This window comes from Paenibacillus xylanexedens (genome assembly GCF_001908275.1).
Lineage (GTDB): Bacteria > Bacillota > Bacilli > Paenibacillales > Paenibacillaceae > Paenibacillus > Paenibacillus xylanexedens_A.
Genome location: NZ_CP018620.1, coordinates 1,427,119 through 1,446,603 on the forward strand (window position 1 = coordinate 1,427,119; position 19,485 = coordinate 1,446,603).

Below are 19,485 nucleotides of genomic sequence, written 5' to 3' on the forward strand. Positions count from 1 at the left end.
ACTACTCAATCGCGATCCTGATTACGGGCGAAGAATAGCCATACCGCGTAGATGGCCAGTACGATCGCAATGATGATTGCCGTATAATATACGGAAGTGACATCCTTCTGTTTAAGTGCAATGGCGATATACGCCCATGTGAATACAAGAGGGTATATGCTATCGCGATAACGGAAGCTAACGAGAACAGCTAGAACCATACCGACAATCAGCATGATGATCGTCCAGGTCGGTTCGCTGATACCAAAACCATCCCAGCCTATTTTATATAATAGTACCGCTGCATTGACAATCGTTGCCACACTAATCCATCCGAGATAGATGCTGAATGGCAGCTTCACAAGCCAGATCTCAGCAGTGGTTGGAACCGTAATGGTACGTGTTTTTACATACAGCATGATCAGGCACAACAGAAGCAGTACAATAATCAGTAAAGCGAGACCGGTCTGCAAGTTTTGAAAAGCAAAAATCCAGGCTACGTTGAAAGCACAGCTTGCCAGAAACCAATACCCGAGACGGGTAATCGAGTCCCTTTTCCAGGAAGCGGGCACGAACTGATAGACCACAAATCCTGCCAGCAGCAAGTAGATTAAACCCCATATAGAGAAGGCATAGCCAGAAGGTGTGAGCAGCACAGGGTACATATCCGATACTTCTTTATTGGTCTTGCCTCCGATTGGCAGAGCGTTGGAGAGGTAGTTCACGATAATTACAGCGATAAAACCAATGGCGTTTAACCACTTGTACGGATTGTTACGTGACATTGTGTTTCCTCCTTGGTTTAACGAATGAATGAACCACGGGTCAGTCTACAATGAATATACCCAGTTCTTGCACATTCTAATAACAGCCGCAAAAAATTCACAAGTTGATCTTTCAGATCCTTGTGCTCTGCCGCTATGTTGGAACGGCACTCTGTCCCAATGTACGCGAAACGAAGCAGAAATATGTCCATGCCCACGATGTCCCACTGGAAGAGGAGGAAGAGAATGCTCACAAGAGAAACGATGGAGCAACAGCAAACTTGGTTCTATGTAGTTGCACTGTTCGTAGGAGCAGTGATAGGGCTGAGTAATCCGGTATGGGGGAATGTTTTACACTACACCGTGTCCCCGGTTCTTGCCGTTCTGTTATACAGCATGTTTGTACAGATTCCCTTTTTACAGTTAAAAGAGTCCTGGTCGAATCTTCGATTTATGGTGGCGCTACTGGTGGCTAATTTTATCGTAGTACCTGTAGTTGTATGGTTGCTCACACTTGTCTTTCCGCAATCACCAGGCGTTCTGGTCGGAGTCTATCTGGTACTGTTAACTCCTTGTATTGATTACGTCATTGTGTTCACACAGCTCGGCCGGGGCAATGAGAAGCTGATGCTCGCCGCAACACCTTTTTTATTTGTTATACAAATGATCCTGTTGCCGTTTTATTTATGGTTATTGATGGGTACCGAGGTAGCGCAGATCATGCAGGTAGGGCCGTTTGTAGAGGCTTTTCTGTTCCTGATCGTTATTCCACTGCTGCTCGCTGTTGTTACACAAGTTTTCTCCAGAGGTACAGTGAGCGGGGAGCGGTTCATGAATGCGACGGCATGGCTCCCGGTTCCCATGATGGCACTTGCACTGATCGTGGTTGTCGCTTCCCAGATTGGCAAAGTTTACAATGATATGGCGATCATCGTAAACGTGATCCCGATCTACATTGCTTTTCTGATCATTATGCCTTGGATATCTCGGATCATTGCTAATGGATTTCGATTGAATCCGGGTGCAGGGCGGGCGTTAATTTTCAGTTCAGCCACACGGAATTCGCTGGTCGTTTTGCCGCTGGCCCTCGCACTGCCGCCAGAATGGGCAACTATAGCTGCGGCAGTCATCGTTACACAGACGATGGTGGAACTTGCAGGGGAGCTAATCTACATTCGACTTGTACCTGCGGTGATTTTGCGGGATCGGTGAGCGTACTAGGGTGTATCTATGTTATGATATATTACAATTAATAAAACCATTTTTGGTAAATAAAAGGGGGAGGTGAGAATCCCTATTTATCGAAAGATTATGTTCTACCTGGATATTGTCCTATTACTGTTCAGCCTCATCTATTTCCCCGTAGTAGCTCATAAGACAGGAAATAATATGGCTTATGGATTTATGGCTGTAATTTTAATAGGTACAATCTCTCGGATCGTATCCTATCTTAGAAAAGAAAGAGTCAACAAATCGTCATGATATAGGCTATTTTCTGTAAAAGTAAAATTAAAAAGAGTACTTCCGATGTGGTCATAGCCCCGTCAAGTAGACAATAAAAAAAGAGAAACTCCATTAAGCGGCGACTTTTTCTCGGAATTCAATTGGGGAGAGGTCGCCGAGTTTGTTTTGGAAACGGTCCTTGTTGTAAAACAACATATACTCTGTAATTTGGTTCCTTGCTTGTTCCAAATTCTGAGGCTTCTCCAAATACAACTTCTCTGTCTTTAAGTGGGAGAAGAACGACTCAATACATGCATTGTCATAGCAGTTCCCACGCCGAGAATGGCTTCCTGTTAGCTTCTTCTCTTCAAGCAATTTGGCATAGCTCTGTGTTGTATACTGGAACCCCTGGTCGGAATGGAGTAAGGCCGGTCCACATTTCAGTTTCTTTACCGTTTCCATCACAAGTTTTAAGTCATTTCGCTCGGAGAGTTCCCAAGCTACAATCTCGTTGTTGTATAGATCCATCACAACCGAGAGATAAGCAAAATCATGCCCGATCCGGACATACGTAATATCCGTCACGAGTTTCTGTACAGGAGCTGCCGCCGAGAATTCCCGATTTAAGACATTACGGAATAGAACTGACGGTTTCCGGCCAGCAAATGGACGTTTCTTGCGAATCACGGAACGAATCTGGAGTTCTCTCATTAAGCGGCGTACCTTTTTGTGATTCACCACGAGGCCTTCCTTTCCTAATGCGGTTCGCATACGTTTGTAGCCGAAATAAGGACGAAGCCGGTGAATGCCTAAAATATGTGCTTTTAGATCCGCATCCCGATCTGCTCGTTTCTCTCGGAGGACGATATTCTTCTTCCATTTGTAGTAACCTGCACGAGAAATTTCAGCAATTTTACACAACCAAACCACAGGTGCCCACTTACTTATTTCTCGAACGGACTGGCACCGGGCTTCGAAATCCAGCTTCCCTCTCCGTGCAAATTCGGATTGAGCTTTTTTAGATATTCTACCTGCGCTTTCAGATAAGCATTTTCTTCTTCTGCACTGCTAAAATGCTTCTTCGTCCAACGTCCTCGATAATCCTCAAAACTCTCTCCATTTTGGCTTTTCCGTACCCAAGTAATAATCTGGCTCTCACTCTTAATACCAAACTTCTCCATGATCCGACTGTATGTCCAACCTTCTTCCAATCGCAGACGAACAGCCTCTTTCTTCGTTTCTTCACTATATTGATTAAAAGTTTGGCCTTTTTTCGCTGGCATAGCAAAAATCCCCTCCGGTTTTCAGTGTTGAGTTCATTTTAACATGATCTCTTTTTTCACTGTCTACCTTGAGGGGATAATACCAATGGGCCATGCCGGGAGTACTCTTTTTAATTCGGATCAAATACTCGTTACGTACCAGCCTCCAATAATGTTTTACGATATTCCGCTGGCGTGATGCCCTCTATTTTTTTGAACACTTTGCTGAAATACTTTTCGTCCTGGAATCCAACCATCTCCGAAATTTTGACGACTCGCAGGGAAGGATTTTGCAGTAACAGCTTGGCGTTGTTGATCCGCAGTTTGCCCAGATATTCCGACCAGTTCAGACCAAATTGCTGTTTGAATTTACGGGAGATATACTCCCGGCTCAGATAGAAACGCGCGGCAATCTGCTGTAAGGACAGGTCCTCCTGATAATGGGCGTCCATATAACGTGCAATCTCACTCATGGGATCAGGATTGGCATGGTGATGAGCGGTGAGCGCCTTTCCTGCGGCAAGCAGCCGTTGTTCCAACAATGAACGAAGCAGGGGGAAGGATAACAGTCCTTCAGCGTCCAAAGGTAACTCGGCAAAGGGAATAGACTGTTCCTCCGTCACTTCTTCCTCATGGAATGACGAACCTGCCGTATCATCAAGCCAGCGGCTCAGCATCCATTCCAGCTCATCGATCCATTGCTGGATCTGCTCAGCACTGACAACCTCAAGATCAGTAATCGGGTCAAGCCACTCGGCGACCGCAGCAGATACACTGGAAGCCCGGCAGCTCATGGCTGCCATACGCAGGGGTTCTTCATGGGCGGTTAAACGCCTGATTTTATTCCCATTTGATGATTCCACTGAGGCATGGATTCGCTGTTTAATTTGCACAGCATTACGTCGCCACAACCTTGAACTCGCTTCCAGATAGGCCGCTGAGATTCCGCCAGGGTAGGACTCACAGGTGGAGATGCCAAAATGAAGCCTGCGCTGAATCGTCTGCTCCAATCCATGATTGACCTTGTCCAGAATATGTTCCAATGAAGTGGATGGACCCCAATGCAGCAGAACAATCTCGTCCGGTTGATCCAACTGACGAAACATTACGCCTTCGTCTGGTGTGGATAACATCTCGGCACAGATATTGAGCACCGAGAACACAAGCAGGTCCGGTTGACTGCGGTATTTTGCCAGACAATCTGCATCCAGATGGGACAGGCTGGTGACAGCGACACTACAGACAGGGATTAGACAGGGGAGATTTAACTCATCCTGCAATCGCTGCATGTGTGATGAACTGCTGCCTCTTCCGACGGCAAGTTCAGTGAGCAGACGATCCTGGTAGTGGGGGCGCATTCGATTAACGACAATGGATTGCCTGGTGGATTGTATCCGAATGGCGTCTTCCTCTCCCCAAGCTGTAACGGCCTTTAATAGAGAGGCATTCAGCTCATCTGCTTCCACAGGTTTCAGGAGGTAGTCCATGCCACCATGTCTGATTGCATGCCTCACGAGTTCAAAATCATCATATCCACTAATAACCAGCACCTTGCTGTGTGGGGCATGAGCCGATATCCATTCAAGCAATGCCATACCGTCCTTGCCCGGCATACGCATGTCACTGAGTATGATTTGAGGTTGATGTGCCGTGATGGCGGCGATGGCTTCATCCCCGTCTGCTGCTTCAAGTAATGTATCAATGCCAAACTCTTCCCAATGACCAAGCAACCTTATGGCATCGCGGACATGTTTTTCATCATCTACAAGCAGTGCCTTCATGTTGTTCACTCTCCCGCGTATAGTTTAACCGTGATCTTCACACCATTGGGTTCCTGATTGTTGATCTCAAGCCTGGCTGAGTGACCGGGATGTGAGTTCAATTGAAGTCGGCGTATTACATTTCGTAGACCGATGGATTCAGACTCGTCGGATTCTTGTGTGGATAACCCGGTTGTTGTATGACTTTGATGCAGCCATCCGCGGATCTCCAGTAATTTATCTTCAGGTATGGAGGGGCCGTTATTATTCAGTTCTATTTCAATCCAATGATCATTGATCCGGCGGCTGGATAGGGATATGTGACCTTTGCCAGGCTGAATATCTGCTCCATGTTTGAAATAGTTCTCAATTAAAGGTTGTAACGTCATTCTTGGCATTTCGACAGACAGGGTATCTTCGGCAAAATCCAAATCCACCTCAAGGCGGTCACCAAACCGCTCCTGCTGCAGTTCCAGATATAATCGGGCATGCTCCGCCTCTTCGCGTAAGGTCACGCAGGTCTGATCCCGCATGCTGTAGCGCAGCATTTTGGACAGGCTAGAGAGTAGTGTATACGCCCGTTGTCCTTGCTGTTGAAGGGCAAGTGTACCGATCGATTGCAGTGTATTATACAGAAAATGCGGATGAATCTGCGCTTGCAACGCTTTGAGCTGATTTGTCTTATTGGCGATCTCGAGTCGATATTCCCGCAAAATAAGATTATTTACCGTATCCATCATATCCCGGAAATGACGAGCGAGTACCCCGAATTCATCTCGGCTGGATAGATGGATATCCACATGCAGACGCCCGGCTTGAATCTGGTTCATATACCGCATGAGTTGCTTGAGCGGACCGGTGATTCGGATGGAGATGAACAAGGTTGCAACAATGACCAATACAAGTGCCGCAATGGCAATCATCGCGTTATTCCACGTAAGTGTGGTCGCTCTGGCATATAACGTCTCATTCGGAATCTGTTTGACAATGGTCCAGTCGGCGTACGTGCTGCCAAGTTGCTGGTATACATACATGGAACGATCCTGTTCAAAATGCCCTGCGACATTCTGGGCTGTACCTGTGCTAGATCGCGCGATATTCAGTTCACTAGCCGTTTCCTCTCGTAGTGCATCCGTATGATTGACCTCGGAACGTCCTTGGTAAATAATCTGATTCTGACCATCCACAACATAGATCTGTTCCTTAGCCGGATCATACAGTCTGCCACAGATTGCTGCAATGGTATTCATATTCAGATCAATGGCGAGTACACCCAGACGCTCGGTGGACGGAATATCCTTGATCACCCGATGCAGGGTAATGACCGTTCTTGCAGGGTCATCGGGTGAGGCGGCCTTGAATCCGTACGTGTGACTCATGTGGGCCGATTCCACCCAGATATCCGGGCTGTCACCGCCTGTTTTTCCATGAAGCGAGCCGGAATAGGCCTGTTTTCGTTCCTCCCGCTTCGGAAAGGGATTTGTAATTAAGGTGGATTGATTGGCGGCAAAAGAGTGCAAATACAGCTGGAATACATCCGGCACAGCCGCGCGTATCGTCTGCAAAGTGGTGTACACTTCGGCCACCGCACGATAATCACCAGGAATTTTTGCCAAGTTACGCAGAAAGTTCGGGTCGTTATACACAGCGAGCGACGCTCTGGCCACGTTATCCACATAGTTGTTGAGATTGGTGGACGCTTGGTAGATCAGGCGTTTGTTTTCTTCCACAGCTTGTTCCCGCAGGGCCGTCTTGGTCTGGATAAACGTCATGCTGATCGATGCGAGCAGCGGAAGGGTGGTAGCGATGAGCATAAAGGCAATCAATTTGGTGCGTATACTGTAGTATTTGGACATCGGAACACCCCTTCTGGTTGCAGGTTAAGAGAGGACAATATTTTACCCCCAACTGTTCACAAGGGTCGGTGTTTCCCTCGGTGATAATGGGGTTTAATAGAAAAAGAGACCAATTTCATCCATCTATAGAAGGGGAGAACGATATGAAGCATCGCAAATCTTCACAGCTGTTACAGCAGCTTGTGTTCGTGGGTCCCTCCATCGTGTTTTTTATTCTCATCATCGTGGTCCCTTTCCTGCTTGGCATGGTGTATTCCTTCACGGATTGGAACGGGGTATCCGAGAACATTAATTGGGTAGGGTTTGATAACTTCGTGCATGTTTTTGCGAATGATCCCAAGTTCCAAACGGCGTTTTGGTTTACGGTGCGCTTCACCGTGGTTGGTGTGGTACTGACCAATGTGATTGGCTTTTTCCTGGCGTATTTCCTGACCAAACCGCTCAAGACGAGAAACATTCTGCGTACGATCTTTTTTATGCCTAACGTGATCGGTGGGTTGTTGCTCGGCTTTATCTGGCAGTTCATATTTGTGAAAGGGTTTTCAGCAGTAGGCGATGTGACCGGCTGGTCCTTCTTCAACCTTCCTTGGCTGGGAGACGAACCAACCGCCTTCTGGGGAATCGTGATTGTGTTTGTATGGCAGACTGCAGGATATCTGATGGTCATCTACATCTCATCTCTGACAAATGTATCCCCTGATCTGCTGGAAGCCGCCGAGATTGATGGCGCAAGTCGCTGGCAGGTACTGCGGAGCATCATTCTTCCGCTCATTATGCCGGGTGTAACGATCTGTCTGTTCCTAGCGATCTCCTGGTCGTTCAAAATGTTCGATCTCAATCTGTCACTGACCAAAGGTGGACCGTTCGGATCAACAGAGTCGGTTGCACTTAATATTTACAATGAAGCCTTTGTGAATAACAGATATGGCATCGGAACCGCCAAAGCACTCGTGTTCTTCGTAATCGTTGCCATCATCACCATGATTCAGGTACGTCTGACGAAGAGCAAGGAGGTAGAAGCCTAATGGAGACGACGAAAAATTACCGCTTCAGTACCATTTTTACCGAGATAGTCATGGTACTCCTTGGACTTTTATTCCTGGTTCCGTTTTACTTCCTGTTTGTGAATTCGGTCAAAACCTTCGGTGATCTGCTCACCAATTCGGCTGCTTGGCCGGAAGTATTTCAGTGGGGCAACTATGCTAACGCCTGGGAGAAAATTAACTTCCCGTCCGCGCTGATGAACTCGCTTATCGTTACGGTGGTCAGCAATCTGTTGCTTGTGCTGATCAGTTCCATGGCCGCGTACCGAATGGTCCGCAGCGATACCCGGTTCAACCGTATTTTGTTCGGCATGTTCATTGCCGCGATGGTGATTCCGTTCCAGTCTATCATGATTCCACTTGTTACTGTAACCAGTAATCTGGGATTGATCGACAGCCTTGGCGGTCTCATTATCTGTTATCTCGGTTTCGGAGCACCGATGTCTGTCTTCCTGTTCCACGGATTCGTGAAATCCGTCCCACTGGAGATTGAGGAAGCGGCCCGGGTGGATGGAAGCTCGGTCTACGGGGTGTTCTTCCGGATCGTATTTCCACTCATGAAACCGATGTATGTAACCGTCATCATTCTGAACACACTCTGGATCTGGAATGATTATCTGCTCCCATCCCTGATCCTGCAAAGCTCCAACCTACGTACGATCCCGATTGCCACCTTTGCACTCTTCGGTCAGTATACGAAGCAATGGGATCTAGCCTTGCCGGCACTTGTGCTCGGTATCATGCCGATCATTATCTTCTTCCTGCTGATGCAGAAGTACATCATTCAGGGGATTACGGCTGGATCAGTTAAAGGGTAAGTGCGAGGGAAGGGTCGCTGCCGGGATCAAGTTGCGCTTTCGGTCGCTGTTGCTCCTCGGTGGCCTGAATGTATTAGGGCAAGGAAGCCACCGAGTATCAAAGGCGAACGCTCCGCTCCTACAACGCATTCTTGATCCCTTTGCTCCCACCTCGCATGGAGGTGTGCAAAGGGAGTCATGCCCGTATAGCTTGGGCATAACTCCTGGGGAAAAGATTAATCAAGAGAAAAGACCAAGAAAGACGCTTGTATAGCCAGGAACTTCTTTTACAGAGTGATGGTATGCTCCTTTTTCAAGGCGCTAACGAATCCACCGCATCTTAATAGGTGGATAATCAAGGAATACAAATTGTAACGAACCTCAGTAACGTTATTTGGATGTAAAACGGCGTCAGAGCCCTAAAAATTGACCAAATCGACGAAATAGCGTCTCTGTGATTCGTTAGGCTGGAGATTTACGCAAATAGGTGCGAATAACGTGCGCTCGGTTCGTTAGAATGAAAACACGCTTCAAGGGAAGGTTATTCTGTCATCGGAGTGCCAGTGTAAATATTCATTAGTGGAACGGTTATACTGAAACTACTATAGGGAGAGTGTATGTATGAAAAGAATGACAAAGTTGACGTTGCTTATGCTGATTGCTTTTTCGGTAATGCTCGCGGGTTGTGGCAATGGGGACAAGAGTGGCAGTCCGGTCAACACGGATGCTCAAGGTGGTGGCGAGGCTGCTGCTGGAGATAAAACCATTAAGATCTTCCAATTCAAAGTCGAAATCGCGGAAGCGCTCAATCGTCTCAAAGCGGAATATGAATCCTCCCATCCAGGCGTCAAACTGGACATTCAAACTGTAGGTGGCGGCAGTGACTACGGTGCTGCACTGAAAGCCAAGTTTGCCGCAGGCGAACAACCGGACATTTTCAACGTAGGTGGTTATCGTGAATTGGATACATGGCTTGAATATCTGGAAGATCTGTCTGGAGAATCATGGGCCAAGGATGCACTCGAAGTAGCCAAAGAGCCAATGACCAAAGACGGCAAGCTCTACGGACAGCCGCTCGCGCTGGAGGGTTATGGTTTCATTTATAACAAAGACCTCTTCCAAAAAGCAGGTATTACCGAAATTCCAACGACACTGGAACAATTGGATCAAGCGGCACAGAAGCTTCAAGCCGCAGGCATTACCCCATTCTCTAACGGGTATCAGGAGTGGTGGGTGCTGGGCAATCATAACGTAAACGTCGCATTTGCAAATCAGGCAGATCCGGTGAAATTCATCCAAGGACTCAACGAAAGTACGGAGAAGATTCCTGGCAACCAAGTGTTCGCCGACTGGATCAACTTGCTCGACTTAACGCTGAAATACAGCAACAAAAACCCGCTGACAACCGACTATAATACACAAGTTACGTTGTTTGCGAGTGGAGAAGCGGCGATGATGCAGCAAGGGAACTGGACTCAAGTACAGATCGATGGAATCGATCCGGATCTGAATCTGGGTATTCTGCCGATGCCAATTAACAATGAACCAAATGACAAATTGTTTGTCGGCGTGCCGAACTATTGGGTTGTGAACAAGAATTCCCAAGTGAAACCGGAAGCAAAAGAGTTTTTGGAATGGCTCGTAACTTCGGATATCGGGAAACAATACATGACAAAAGAATTCAAATTCATCCCGGCGTTCAGTTCCATCACAGCATCCGAAGAGGATCTGGGTGACCTCGCCACAGAGATCATGAAGTATAGCCAGGAAAATAAAACACTCAGCTGGAACTTCAACCGCTTCCCTGAGGGGGTTCCACAAGAGTATGGCAGCACAATTCAGGCTTACGTTGCAGGCAAATCGGATAAAGCCGGATTGCTCGACGCATTGCAACAGAACTGGGATAGTCTGAAAAAATAATCCGGATCATGGACGGTATCCACAGGTTACCAAAAACGGCTCAGAAATTTTTGGATAGAAAAGTTAGTCTATCGGATATATAAGTCAATTGAAACAGGTTAGCCAGAAATCTTATTCTGGTTGGCCTGTTTTTGTTTTTCCAAGGAGTCAATAACGCTCTCTGAAAAGTTCAAAGTCACCTATATTCCTGAAATGTGGATAACCCGAAAGCAGTTTAACGATCTCATGACGTATTTAACACAGAGTTAATACTATATGTGGATATCCTGTGTGTATAACACTCTAAATGTGGACAAGTATGGAGTGGTTGGAGTGGGAGGTCCTCTTTTGTTAACAGAAATACTTGTTTTAAACTGACTAGTACTTTATAGTTCTAAATATGACAAATCCAAAAATGAACACGGGACCCGCCAAATCCAAAAGTTCCAATCCGGTGAACCGGACCAAGGCAGTAGAAGTAGCGGCACAATTATTTCTGCGTCAGGGGTACAGCTACGTCAGCATGGATGAGGTCGTGCGAGTGAGTGGGGTATCCAAGTCGAATATTTATTATCATTTTAAAAACAAGGAGGAACTGCTCCAAGCCGTGGTACAATACTGGATTGCCCAGTATGAGTCGGAGCTGTATCTGCTGCTCAGTCAGCGTGAGCGAGGAGTAGAGGAGCGCATATACTCATTCATGGCATTGTTGTCGGCAGGCATTGAGGGCCGAAATTACGAAGGGAGCTGTCCTTTTGTTACGTTATATATGCAGACACCGGACAGTGCACCCCAAGTGAAGGAAAGCATATCCAGATTCTTTCGTGAGCTTAGACCGATGGTGGAGAAGTTGTTTCAGCAAGGTTTGGATCGCGGTGAATTTCGCAAAGAGATCGAGCCGGGACCGGCTGCGTTGTTGTTTATTGCAGCACTGGAAGGTTCACTAATCCTAGCGGGAACTGCCCGTGATGTAGGGATTATAGAACAATCGGCACGTACGTTTTGTCAGATGCTTCGTTAATCGAAGCTCTTTTTTTGAATATAACTAGTACTGTATAGTACTAAAAGGAGCCGAAACAGAATGATTGTACATACAACAAACATGAATCAGGTAATAAGAGAGTCTGATATTGCAGCCACGACCATTTTTATGACAGGAAGTACAGGTTTTATCGGGAAAGAAACGGTCAAACAACTCACGCAGGGAGAGGCACAATTGCTCTTGCTGGTTCGTTCGGAACAGCGAGCCAGAACTGTGCTGAAGGCTTATGGAGTGAAGGATTTCGACCGGATTACCTTTATTAAAGGTGATTTGTCCATTTCGGGTCTTGGCCTTACCGCACCAGATCGGGAGCGTGCTCTTGAAGCAAATGTGATCATTCATGCGGGAGGGACGATGGACGTCACTTTGGAACGAAAAGTAGCCGAGCAGATATTCATGAACGGGGCCAGGGAACTGGCACAGCTAGCACAGGAAATCCACTCTACTCATGGATTGAGACACTTTATCCACGTTGTTGGTTATATGAGTCCTTATGGAGAGCGGAATGAACAGGGGAATTATCTACAGGTTGAGCATGTGGATAACAATGAAAGTGCATATGAAGAGATGAAGTTCCATGCCGATCTGCACATTCGCGAGCATGCAGAACAGCATCACTATCCCTTATCCGTTGTAAATCCGAGTACAGTGGTTGGGCCACGTCCCACAGGTGAAACCGAGCAAACGGGTGGGATTGGGCTGCTCATTCAGGCGATTCAGAAAGGACTTATGCCGGTAGTACCGGGAGGTTCATCCTATTGGTTACCGCTTGTGGAGAATGACCTTGTTGCACAGACGCTGGTTTTTCTATCCAGGGAAGCTGCTCCAGTCGGAGGAACTTATCCACTGTTGGCGCGGAAGGAAGACAGTCCCAATATGAAGGAACTGCTGCAACTCTTGGCGCAGCAATTGGACGTACCCAAGCCCAAAGGGGCTGTGCCACTACCATGGATTCAATGGATCATGAAGTCAGGTGGTTCACGCATCAGTGGTGTTCCAGCGGAGTCGGTTGCTTTTATTACCAACAGGTCATTCCCGGTTGAAGAGACTGAGGCTCTGTTCACACGTATGGGGCAATCCTGGCCGGACATCCGGGAACAGCTTCCGCTGGTTACAGCCGATCTGGACTATCGTTTTCGGTATACACCGTTACCTGAGGGTTTTCCGACAGATTATATTCGGTCGCGGAGCGGAAATATGGCTATGCTTGGTTGGGAGGGTGAGGGAGAGCCTTGGATTATTGTGCATGGTTTGCTTCAATCTGCGGATGAGATGTTACCGTTAGGAAAACAGCTTAGGGACCGGACCGGGAACCCGGTATGGTTAATCGATCTCGCTGGATTCGGACGGTCTCCGGTGCATCAGGGGGATGAAGCGTTTGAAGGTCAGGTGGATGCACTGCTTACGGCTCTTGGTGAGTTTGAAGGTCCGGTGAAGCTGGTTGGTCATTCGATCGGGGCTGCTATTGCAGCTGCGGCACAGGTGCGTAGCGGGCGGACAGACATTCGACTGGGGTTGCTTCAGCCAGTAGCTGACAATTCGAATCCGAATGTGCTGAGATGGATTTCTCGTTTGCCAAGAGGAGTGATGCGCTCCCTGCTGCGTGGCAGATCGGAGAAAAGTTGGAATCAAATGTTCAGTTCACATAGCGGCGTAGGCGACAACGGTGTTATGGCCGATACCATGGGCAAGAGAATACGCTCCAGTCTCCAGTCCCCTCGCATTGCAGGAGCACATGCAGACTTATTGCGGTGGATCCACTCGGGTCAGAGGAAAGGCGCCAGATCAACGTTGTGGGCGAAAATGGAAAGTCAGCATTATGCCAAGAATGTATTAGTTGTATGGGCCAATCAAGATCAGGAATATCACTATCCCCAGGATATGAACTCACAGGTCAAACGGATAGATGTACCCTATGGACATTACTTTCCGACGTTTCAGTATAAGGAAACAGCTGCAATTCTCGCCGAATGGGCCGATACCTTAAGGTGAGTTCAGGTTTGGACATGCAGGAATCCCGTGCCAATTGTCGAAAGGGTCAAGTCGACTTTTGAGAGCTGAACCAAAGACAGGAGAGATGAATGTATGAGCAAGCAACGTGTGGAAATCAGTAAAAATGTGCTAACCGAATGTCTCGGACTGCGCAGCGGAGAGAATCTGGTAGTTATCGCAGACGATATGAAACGGGACCTGGCTGAATCCATCTATGAGGCAGGCAAAGCACTTGGAGCAGAATCAGTCCTGTTAATCATGGAGGAACGCAGCAGATCCGGCGAAGAGCCACCTGCGCCAATTGCAGAGGCCATGATTCGAGCAGATGTAGCCGTGTGTGTAACGAAATATTCATTAACACATACCCAGGCACGCAAAAAAGCCGCTGCTTCAGGGACCCGAGTGGCAACCATGCCCGGCATGACAGAGGATATGTTTGTGAACGGAGCCATTACAGCTGAATATTCGCAAGTAAAGGCGTTGACCGAGAAGGTAACGGCTCTATTAACCGCAGGTCGCCATGTGCGAATAGAGAAGCAGGGCCATAGTCTTTCCTTTTCCATTGAAGATCGTAACGGTGTACCAAGCACAGGTATGTATTTGAACCCTGGTGAATCGGGCAACTTGCCGTCAGGAGAAGCCTATATTGCTCCCGTTGAGGGCAAGGGCGAGGGCAGTATTGTTGTAGATGGTTCCGTTGCTGGAATTGGGGCACTCCGTGAACCGATGATATTAACCGTTAGTGAAGGACGGTTGGTGTCAGCTGAAGGACCTGATGGGGCTCAATTACTGGAAACGCTGGGTGAGGGGGATGGTCGTTTTCTCGGCGAATTCGGGATCGGTACCAATAACAAGGCACGAATCACGGGTGTGGTGCTGGAAGATGAGAAGGTGTACGGCACAATTCATGTGGCCTTTGGCAGCAATAACACATTTGGTGGAACGATTGCCGCAGGTGTTCATATTGATGTAGTTGTACAAAAGCCGGACGTGTACATCGATGACAGGCTGATCATGCGTCAGGGTGAATTGGTCGAATAACTACAGCGAAGGAAAATGGGCATGTCCACAACGTGTCCACAGTAATGGATAACTGAAGCGGAAATTCGGATTTTACGTCAGATTTACAAACAAATACACAACATGTCCACATTAAATTAATGAATATCCACATGAAACGCCAAAGATATCCACAGCATGTGTGCAATATGTGCACAACTTATCCACAAATCAGGTATAACTCGTGTTTTCATCCGATAAAACAGTCGTTTTGGAGTAATGAAACAAGTTATCCACAGGAATATCGCTTTTTTGTTCCAAGTATTTGAAAACATAGAAACAGATCCATAATATATGGGGATAAAAAAGACCCGAAATCGGCATAAAGCTGATCTAGGGTCTTTTTTATGAATATAATTTTTCAATCCTATGTCAGGTTACTTACGCTCAATTCTAAAACGACTGACTTCCACCACCCTCCACAACAGGGTAAATGAGCAGAGCGGAGACAGCAACCGTAATGCAACGTCTGTTGAAGTTGGCAAAATTGATCTGAAGCCTAAACATTTGATCAAAAATAACCGATACACCAAAGTAACATCTAATGGGACGAAAGTACCTGTGGTGACTTGGTGAATGCGAACCACAAGCAGGTCACTTAGCCAAATAAAGTGCTCTTCATGTGGTTTTGTTTTTATATTTTATAATGATCTGATTATACGGAATGAGAGGATATGGGATAACTATGGACGAGGGAATGCAATATATTAATTTTTCGGTAGGAGACCAGATCTTTGCACTACGAATTGATGAAGTTCATGAGATCATCAGAATGGTGCAGGTGACAACGGTCCCATTTGGAAGCCCGGAGATCCGAGGTTTTGCTTCGCTGTACGGTAAGGTCGTTTCGGTGGTGAGTCTTCGTGTATTGTTAGGCATGCCAGACCAGGAGGATACCTCTTCTACACGTATTATTGTGGTGCCTTACAAAGGTGGATTTGTACCGCTGATCGTAGATATGGTCGATTCTGTCGTAAGTTACGATCGTTTTGAGGAACCAGCTGAGGAACACCGCCGTTTCATGCTTGGCGTTTTTGACAAAATCGGGTTCTGTGAAGATCATCGTGCAGGTATTTTGAACCTGGATGTATTGCTGGGCAGCTTGATCAGATCATAGTAGTATAACGATCCGTAATTCTTTCAATATTCAGTATTATCCTTCGGTTGACCCAAATGTTCCTCATCCGCTTTTCGGGAGAAGGGACATTTTTTTGTGCCGCTAGTGCGTTTTCAGACACGCCCTAACCATCGAAATAACCACTTTTTATGGGCAAAGGTTTTTAAATCCGGTCATTTTCGTATATGATGGAGAGTAACAATGCGAAGGGATGACGGGAGACTTTAATGATGCAATCGCTGTATGGAGTATGGCTTGGTGACGTATTTTTTTGTTTTTCCGGTGAAACATCGGAACCACGTGTGGATGCATGGAGCCACGTGGTAAGAAGGTTGAATTTTGGCGACGGGGGTCGTCTGTTTCAGCCTGCCGCTCTGCGTCTTGCGGAGTTGCGCTGGCCGAATCCGCTGAGGAACACGGCTGAAGCGAAGAACACGAAGCGGCGTCAACTGCTGGGACGCACATTGGAAGGATTGGCAGTCTCGCCTAAGGATGCCTTCAGGCTGCTGCTGCAATGGGATGACCGTTTGTTAAATGCAGCTGGAATTCAGGTTGGAGAAGAGATGCGTTACTGGATCAAGGCGGCGCAGTTCACACAGGAGCTGCTGTTGCGGGGAGCAATTGCTCCATCGGCTGAATTCGCAGCAAAAACCGGAGCACGGCGACGGACCGGGCAAGAGACATTAACAGGCGTATGGCGGCCACGTTTGCAGCAGGAGGAGGACATTGAACGCTTCCGCGATCTTGCAGAAGCGATGCCTCCAATTGGATTGGCTGCTCCTGGAGCTTATGCTTCATTGGAACCGGAAACGCGTGAAGAAGCAGGGGCTGCGGTATTATTTTCATTCATGAGTGGCATGATTCATGCTGTAGTGACAAGTGAACTGGAGGGCATGGACAGTGAACTGTCCCGTTACCGCACGCCATATCGACGCGGATCTTCGCCAGTAGCCGAACTTTGGTGGAATAGTCTGATCTCAATGTTCCGTCCTGTGACGGTGCAAGGGCCGACGGACGATATGACAGCGTTTATTCATACGCTGCAAGAAGTTGGTGGAACGTCGATGCCGATCGTGGGAGCAGAAGAGTTGGCGCCTGCTGAAGGCCAATTGAAGCTGGTGCTCCGCTTGGAGCCGCCGCTGGGCGAACATGAAACGATCTGGGGGATCAGCTTTTGGGCGGACAGTGAGCAGGAACCAAGCTTGAGGTTGCCTGCACGGACGATCTGGGCACATCCAGAGCGAGATCTGGACCGAGGGAAGGTGTTATATACCTCGGCGGCAGAGCAATTATTGATGGCACTCGGGCAAGCAGCAGAAATGGCACCTGAACTGGAGACGGCGCTGCTTATCGCTCGTCCGGAGGAAATTAAGCTGGAGCAGCAGGGTTTCTTTGAGTTTCTCACGCATGCGGTTCCACGTTTGCAGAAGGCCGGGATAACCGTTCTCATGCCTTCAAGGTGGAGTCGTGCCGGGAAACGTCGTGCGGGACTGCGTCTGCAGATGTTGAATCGGGGAACAGAGCGGTTGCCTGGAGCCACATCGGCACTGGGCATGGAACAATTGGTTGCTTTCAAGGCGGAGCCTATGTTGGATGGGAAACCGGTCACGGCGGAGGAACTGGCAGCACTGGCTGAATCTACAGTTCCGTATGTTATGTTCCGTGGTGAATGGATTGAAGTGGATACAAAAGAGATTCGCCAAGTCCTGCGTTATATGAAAAAAGAAGAAGAACAATATATGCCTCTCTCCGAATGGCTGCATCTGGCAGCGGATGAAGGGGAGGATTCCGCATGGAAGGGCCTCTCCGTCTTTGGTGCCGAATCTGATGGGATGCTTGCTTTCCTGCTCGATGGACAGGTGCTTCGCAGCATTGAGCCTCGTCAGGTTCCGGCAGAATTGCATGGTGAACTCAGACCTTATCAGGAACGAGGTTACCAATGGTTATCCGCGATGCGTGAGCTGGGCTTTGGCGTATGTCTCGCGGACGATATGGGACTTGGGAAGACGATTCAGGTAATTACCTGTCTGCTGGACCACAAACACGAGGAACGCCAGGCGGCTGAAGAGGAAGCCCGTGAGAATGAGCTGTTAAATGGATCAGATCATTCTTTCCCGGCGGATCAGCACACGAATGAGCGGCCTGTTCATCTGCCTGCACTTATTGTGTGTCCTACCTCGCTGCTTGGAAACTGGCAGCGTGAGCTGAAGCGGTTTGCCCCGGATCTGTCGCTATATATTCATCATGGCGGACAACGGTTGCACGGGAACGAATTCCAGGCAGAAGCACAGACGCATGACATTGTACTGACGACCTATCATCTGGCAGGCAGAGATGGCCCGGATCTGGCTTCATTGCACTGGTCCACCATTGTGCTGGATGAGGCACAATATATTAAGAATTACCGTACCAAACAAGCGCAAAGCGTGATGCGTCTGTCTACACTTCATCGTATTGCGATGACGGGAACGCCTGTAGAGAACCGGCTGAGCGAACTTTGGTCGATTTTCCAGTTTCTCAATCCGGGGTATCTGGGCACAGCTTCATCGTTCCGCCAGCGGTATACGGGACTGGGGCCATCCGAAGAAAATGCAGCATCCTTGCGTGAGCTTCATCGACTGGTATCTCCATTCATGCTGCGCAGGCTGAAAAGTGATCCGGATATTCGCAAGGATCTGCCAGAGAAGCTTGAACTGAAATCCTATTGTTCTCTGACGCCGGAGCAGACGGTGTTGTACCAGCGTGTGGTGGATGATCTGATGGGTGGTCTGGACGGCAGAAATGGCATTGCCCGGAAGGGGATTGTTCTGTCCTCCCTGACCAAGCTCAAGCAGATCTGTGATCATCCGGTGCTGGCGGACAGCAATCGGAAAGACCACGGCAAGGCTGAGGCATCTGGTAAGATGGAACGTTTGCTTGAGCTGCTGGACGCCATCCGTGATAACGGGGAATCGGCTCTGATCTTCACGCAGTATGTTGCTATGGGAGATCTGCTGGTATCGAGGTTGAAACAGCGATATGAGGAAGAACCTTATTTCCTGCACGGCGGTGTGTCGAAGGCACAAAGAGATGATATGGTGGAGACTTTCCAAAAAGGAGAGGGGCCGTCCATGTTTGTTCTATCTCTTCGTGCCGGAGGTGTGGGTCTGAATCTGACACGAGCGAGTCATGTCGTTCACTATGATCGGTGGTGGAATCCTGCGGTTGAGAATCAGGCGACGGACCGTGTATTCCGAATCGGGCAGAATCGCAACGTGCAGGTGCATAAGTTGATCTGTCAGGGAACACTGGAAGAACGGATTGATGAGCTGATTGAGAGCAAGAAGGCACTCTCCGAGCAGGTCGTTGGTTCGGGTGAGAACTGGCTGACCGAGATGTCGGATGATGAGCTGCGTGGCCTGATTTCTCTTCAGGGTGAGACGTGGCTGTGACCTTGAACATTCAGGGGAATATAGATGTTGAGAAAGGGGGA

The 19,485-nt window shown here is 48.1% G+C and carries 13 protein-coding genes; 9 read left to right on the forward strand and 4 right to left on the reverse strand.

Annotated elements, in window-relative coordinates; all coding sequences use genetic code 11:
* Nucleotides 1-5: 5 nt before the first annotated feature.
* Nucleotides 6-764: a tryptophan-rich sensory protein gene (locus BS614_RS06420; RefSeq protein WP_074093323.1), complete on the reverse strand. Its 759-nt coding sequence runs from the start codon at nt 762-764 to the stop codon at nt 6-8.
* A 225-nt stretch (nt 765-989) separates the two neighbouring features.
* Here BS614_RS06420 and BS614_RS06425 point away from each other — a divergent pair, with 225 nt between their 5' ends.
* Nucleotides 990-1,955 carry an arsenic resistance protein gene (locus BS614_RS06425; protein WP_074093324.1) on the forward strand — a complete coding sequence of 322 codons (966 nt, stop codon included), beginning with the start codon at nt 990-992 and terminating at the stop codon, nt 1,953-1,955.
* Nucleotides 1,956-2,318: 363 nt separating this feature from the next.
* Here the strand turns inward: BS614_RS06425 and BS614_RS06430 are convergent.
* The 3 genes from BS614_RS06430 to BS614_RS06445 all read right to left on the reverse strand — a co-directional run bounded on the left by BS614_RS06430 (nt 2,319) and on the right by BS614_RS06445 (nt 7,064).
* Nucleotides 2,319-3,469, reverse strand: a protein-coding gene (locus tag BS614_RS06430) for an IS3 family transposase (RefSeq protein WP_157116034.1) whose coding sequence is annotated in 2 segments (ribosomal slippage) — nt 2,319-3,208 and nt 3,208-3,469 — 1,152 coding nt in all. Because the reading frame shifts where the segments join, the coding sequence is not laid out codon by codon here.
* A 131-nt stretch (nt 3,470-3,600) separates the two neighbouring features.
* A complete protein-coding gene (locus tag BS614_RS06440) occupies nt 3,601-5,229 on the reverse strand; it encodes a response regulator (protein ID WP_074093327.1) in 1,629 nt (542 codons plus the stop codon).
* 5 nt (nt 5,230-5,234) lie between these two features.
* Nucleotides 5,235-7,064: a cache domain-containing sensor histidine kinase gene (locus BS614_RS06445; protein ID WP_074093328.1), complete on the reverse strand. Its 1,830-nt coding sequence runs from the start codon at nt 7,062-7,064 to the stop codon at nt 5,235-5,237.
* Between the two features lie 143 nt (nt 7,065-7,207).
* Between BS614_RS06445 and BS614_RS06450 the strand changes: the two genes are divergently transcribed.
* The 8 genes from BS614_RS06450 to BS614_RS06485 all read left to right on the forward strand — a co-directional run bounded on the left by BS614_RS06450 (nt 7,208) and on the right by BS614_RS06485 (nt 19,444).
* Nucleotides 7,208-8,089, forward strand: a complete 882-nt coding sequence (locus BS614_RS06450; protein ID WP_036607341.1) for a carbohydrate ABC transporter permease — start codon at nt 7,208-7,210, stop codon at nt 8,087-8,089.
* Nucleotides 8,089-8,925 carry a carbohydrate ABC transporter permease gene (locus BS614_RS06455; RefSeq protein WP_074093329.1) on the forward strand — a complete coding sequence of 279 codons (837 nt, stop codon included), beginning with the start codon at nt 8,089-8,091 and terminating at the stop codon, nt 8,923-8,925. The genes BS614_RS06450 and BS614_RS06455 overlap by 1 nt, the downstream gene beginning before the upstream one ends.
* A gap of 600 nt (nt 8,926-9,525) precedes the next feature.
* Nucleotides 9,526-10,824, forward strand: a complete 1,299-nt coding sequence (locus tag BS614_RS06460) for an ABC transporter substrate-binding protein (RefSeq protein ID WP_036607334.1) — start codon at nt 9,526-9,528, stop codon at nt 10,822-10,824.
* Between the two features lie 433 nt (nt 10,825-11,257).
* Nucleotides 11,258-11,824, forward strand: a complete 567-nt coding sequence (locus tag BS614_RS06465; RefSeq protein WP_036607516.1) for a TetR/AcrR family transcriptional regulator — start codon at nt 11,258-11,260, stop codon at nt 11,822-11,824.
* A 60-nt stretch (nt 11,825-11,884) separates the two neighbouring features.
* Nucleotides 11,885-13,837 carry an alpha/beta fold hydrolase gene (locus tag BS614_RS06470; protein WP_084174430.1) on the forward strand — a complete coding sequence of 651 codons (1,953 nt, stop codon included), beginning with the start codon at nt 11,885-11,887 and terminating at the stop codon, nt 13,835-13,837.
* Between the two features lie 93 nt (nt 13,838-13,930).
* On the forward strand, nt 13,931-14,878 hold the full coding sequence (locus BS614_RS06475) for an aminopeptidase (RefSeq protein ID WP_074093330.1): 948 nt from the start codon (nt 13,931-13,933) through the stop codon (nt 14,876-14,878).
* Between the two features lie 703 nt (nt 14,879-15,581).
* On the forward strand, nt 15,582-16,013 hold the full coding sequence (locus BS614_RS06480; protein WP_017690859.1) for a chemotaxis protein CheW: 432 nt from the start codon (nt 15,582-15,584) through the stop codon (nt 16,011-16,013).
* Nucleotides 16,014-16,240: 227 nt separating this feature from the next.
* Complete coding sequence (locus BS614_RS06485) at nt 16,241-19,444, forward strand: DEAD/DEAH box helicase (protein WP_074093331.1); 3,204 nt, start codon at nt 16,241-16,243, stop codon at nt 19,442-19,444.
* The last annotated feature ends 41 nt before the right edge of the window (nt 19,445-19,485 follow it).

Coding starts and splice junctions, on each gene's coding strand:
- BS614_RS06420 (WP_074093323.1), bottom strand. CDS start 764: ATGTCACGTAACAATCCGTACAAGTGGTTAAACGCCATTGGTTTTATC.
- BS614_RS06425 (WP_074093324.1), top strand. CDS start 990: ATGCTCACAAGAGAAACGATGGAGCAACAGCAAACTTGGTTCTATGTA.
- BS614_RS06440 (WP_074093327.1), bottom strand. CDS start 5,229: ATGAAGGCACTGCTTGTAGATGATGAAAAACATGTCCGCGATGCCATA.
- BS614_RS06445 (WP_074093328.1), bottom strand. CDS start 7,064: ATGTCCAAATACTACAGTATACGCACCAAATTGATTGCCTTTATGCTC.
- BS614_RS06450 (WP_036607341.1), top strand. CDS start 7,208: ATGAAGCATCGCAAATCTTCACAGCTGTTACAGCAGCTTGTGTTCGTG.
- BS614_RS06455 (WP_074093329.1), top strand. CDS start 8,089: ATGGAGACGACGAAAAATTACCGCTTCAGTACCATTTTTACCGAGATA.
- BS614_RS06460 (WP_036607334.1), top strand. CDS start 9,526: ATGAAAAGAATGACAAAGTTGACGTTGCTTATGCTGATTGCTTTTTCG.
- BS614_RS06470 (WP_084174430.1), top strand. CDS start 11,885: ATGATTGTACATACAACAAACATGAATCAGGTAATAAGAGAGTCTGAT.
- BS614_RS06475 (WP_074093330.1), top strand. CDS start 13,931: ATGAGCAAGCAACGTGTGGAAATCAGTAAAAATGTGCTAACCGAATGT.
- BS614_RS06480 (WP_017690859.1), top strand. CDS start 15,582: ATGGACGAGGGAATGCAATATATTAATTTTTCGGTAGGAGACCAGATC.
- BS614_RS06485 (WP_074093331.1), top strand. CDS start 16,241: ATGATGCAATCGCTGTATGGAGTATGGCTTGGTGACGTATTTTTTTGT.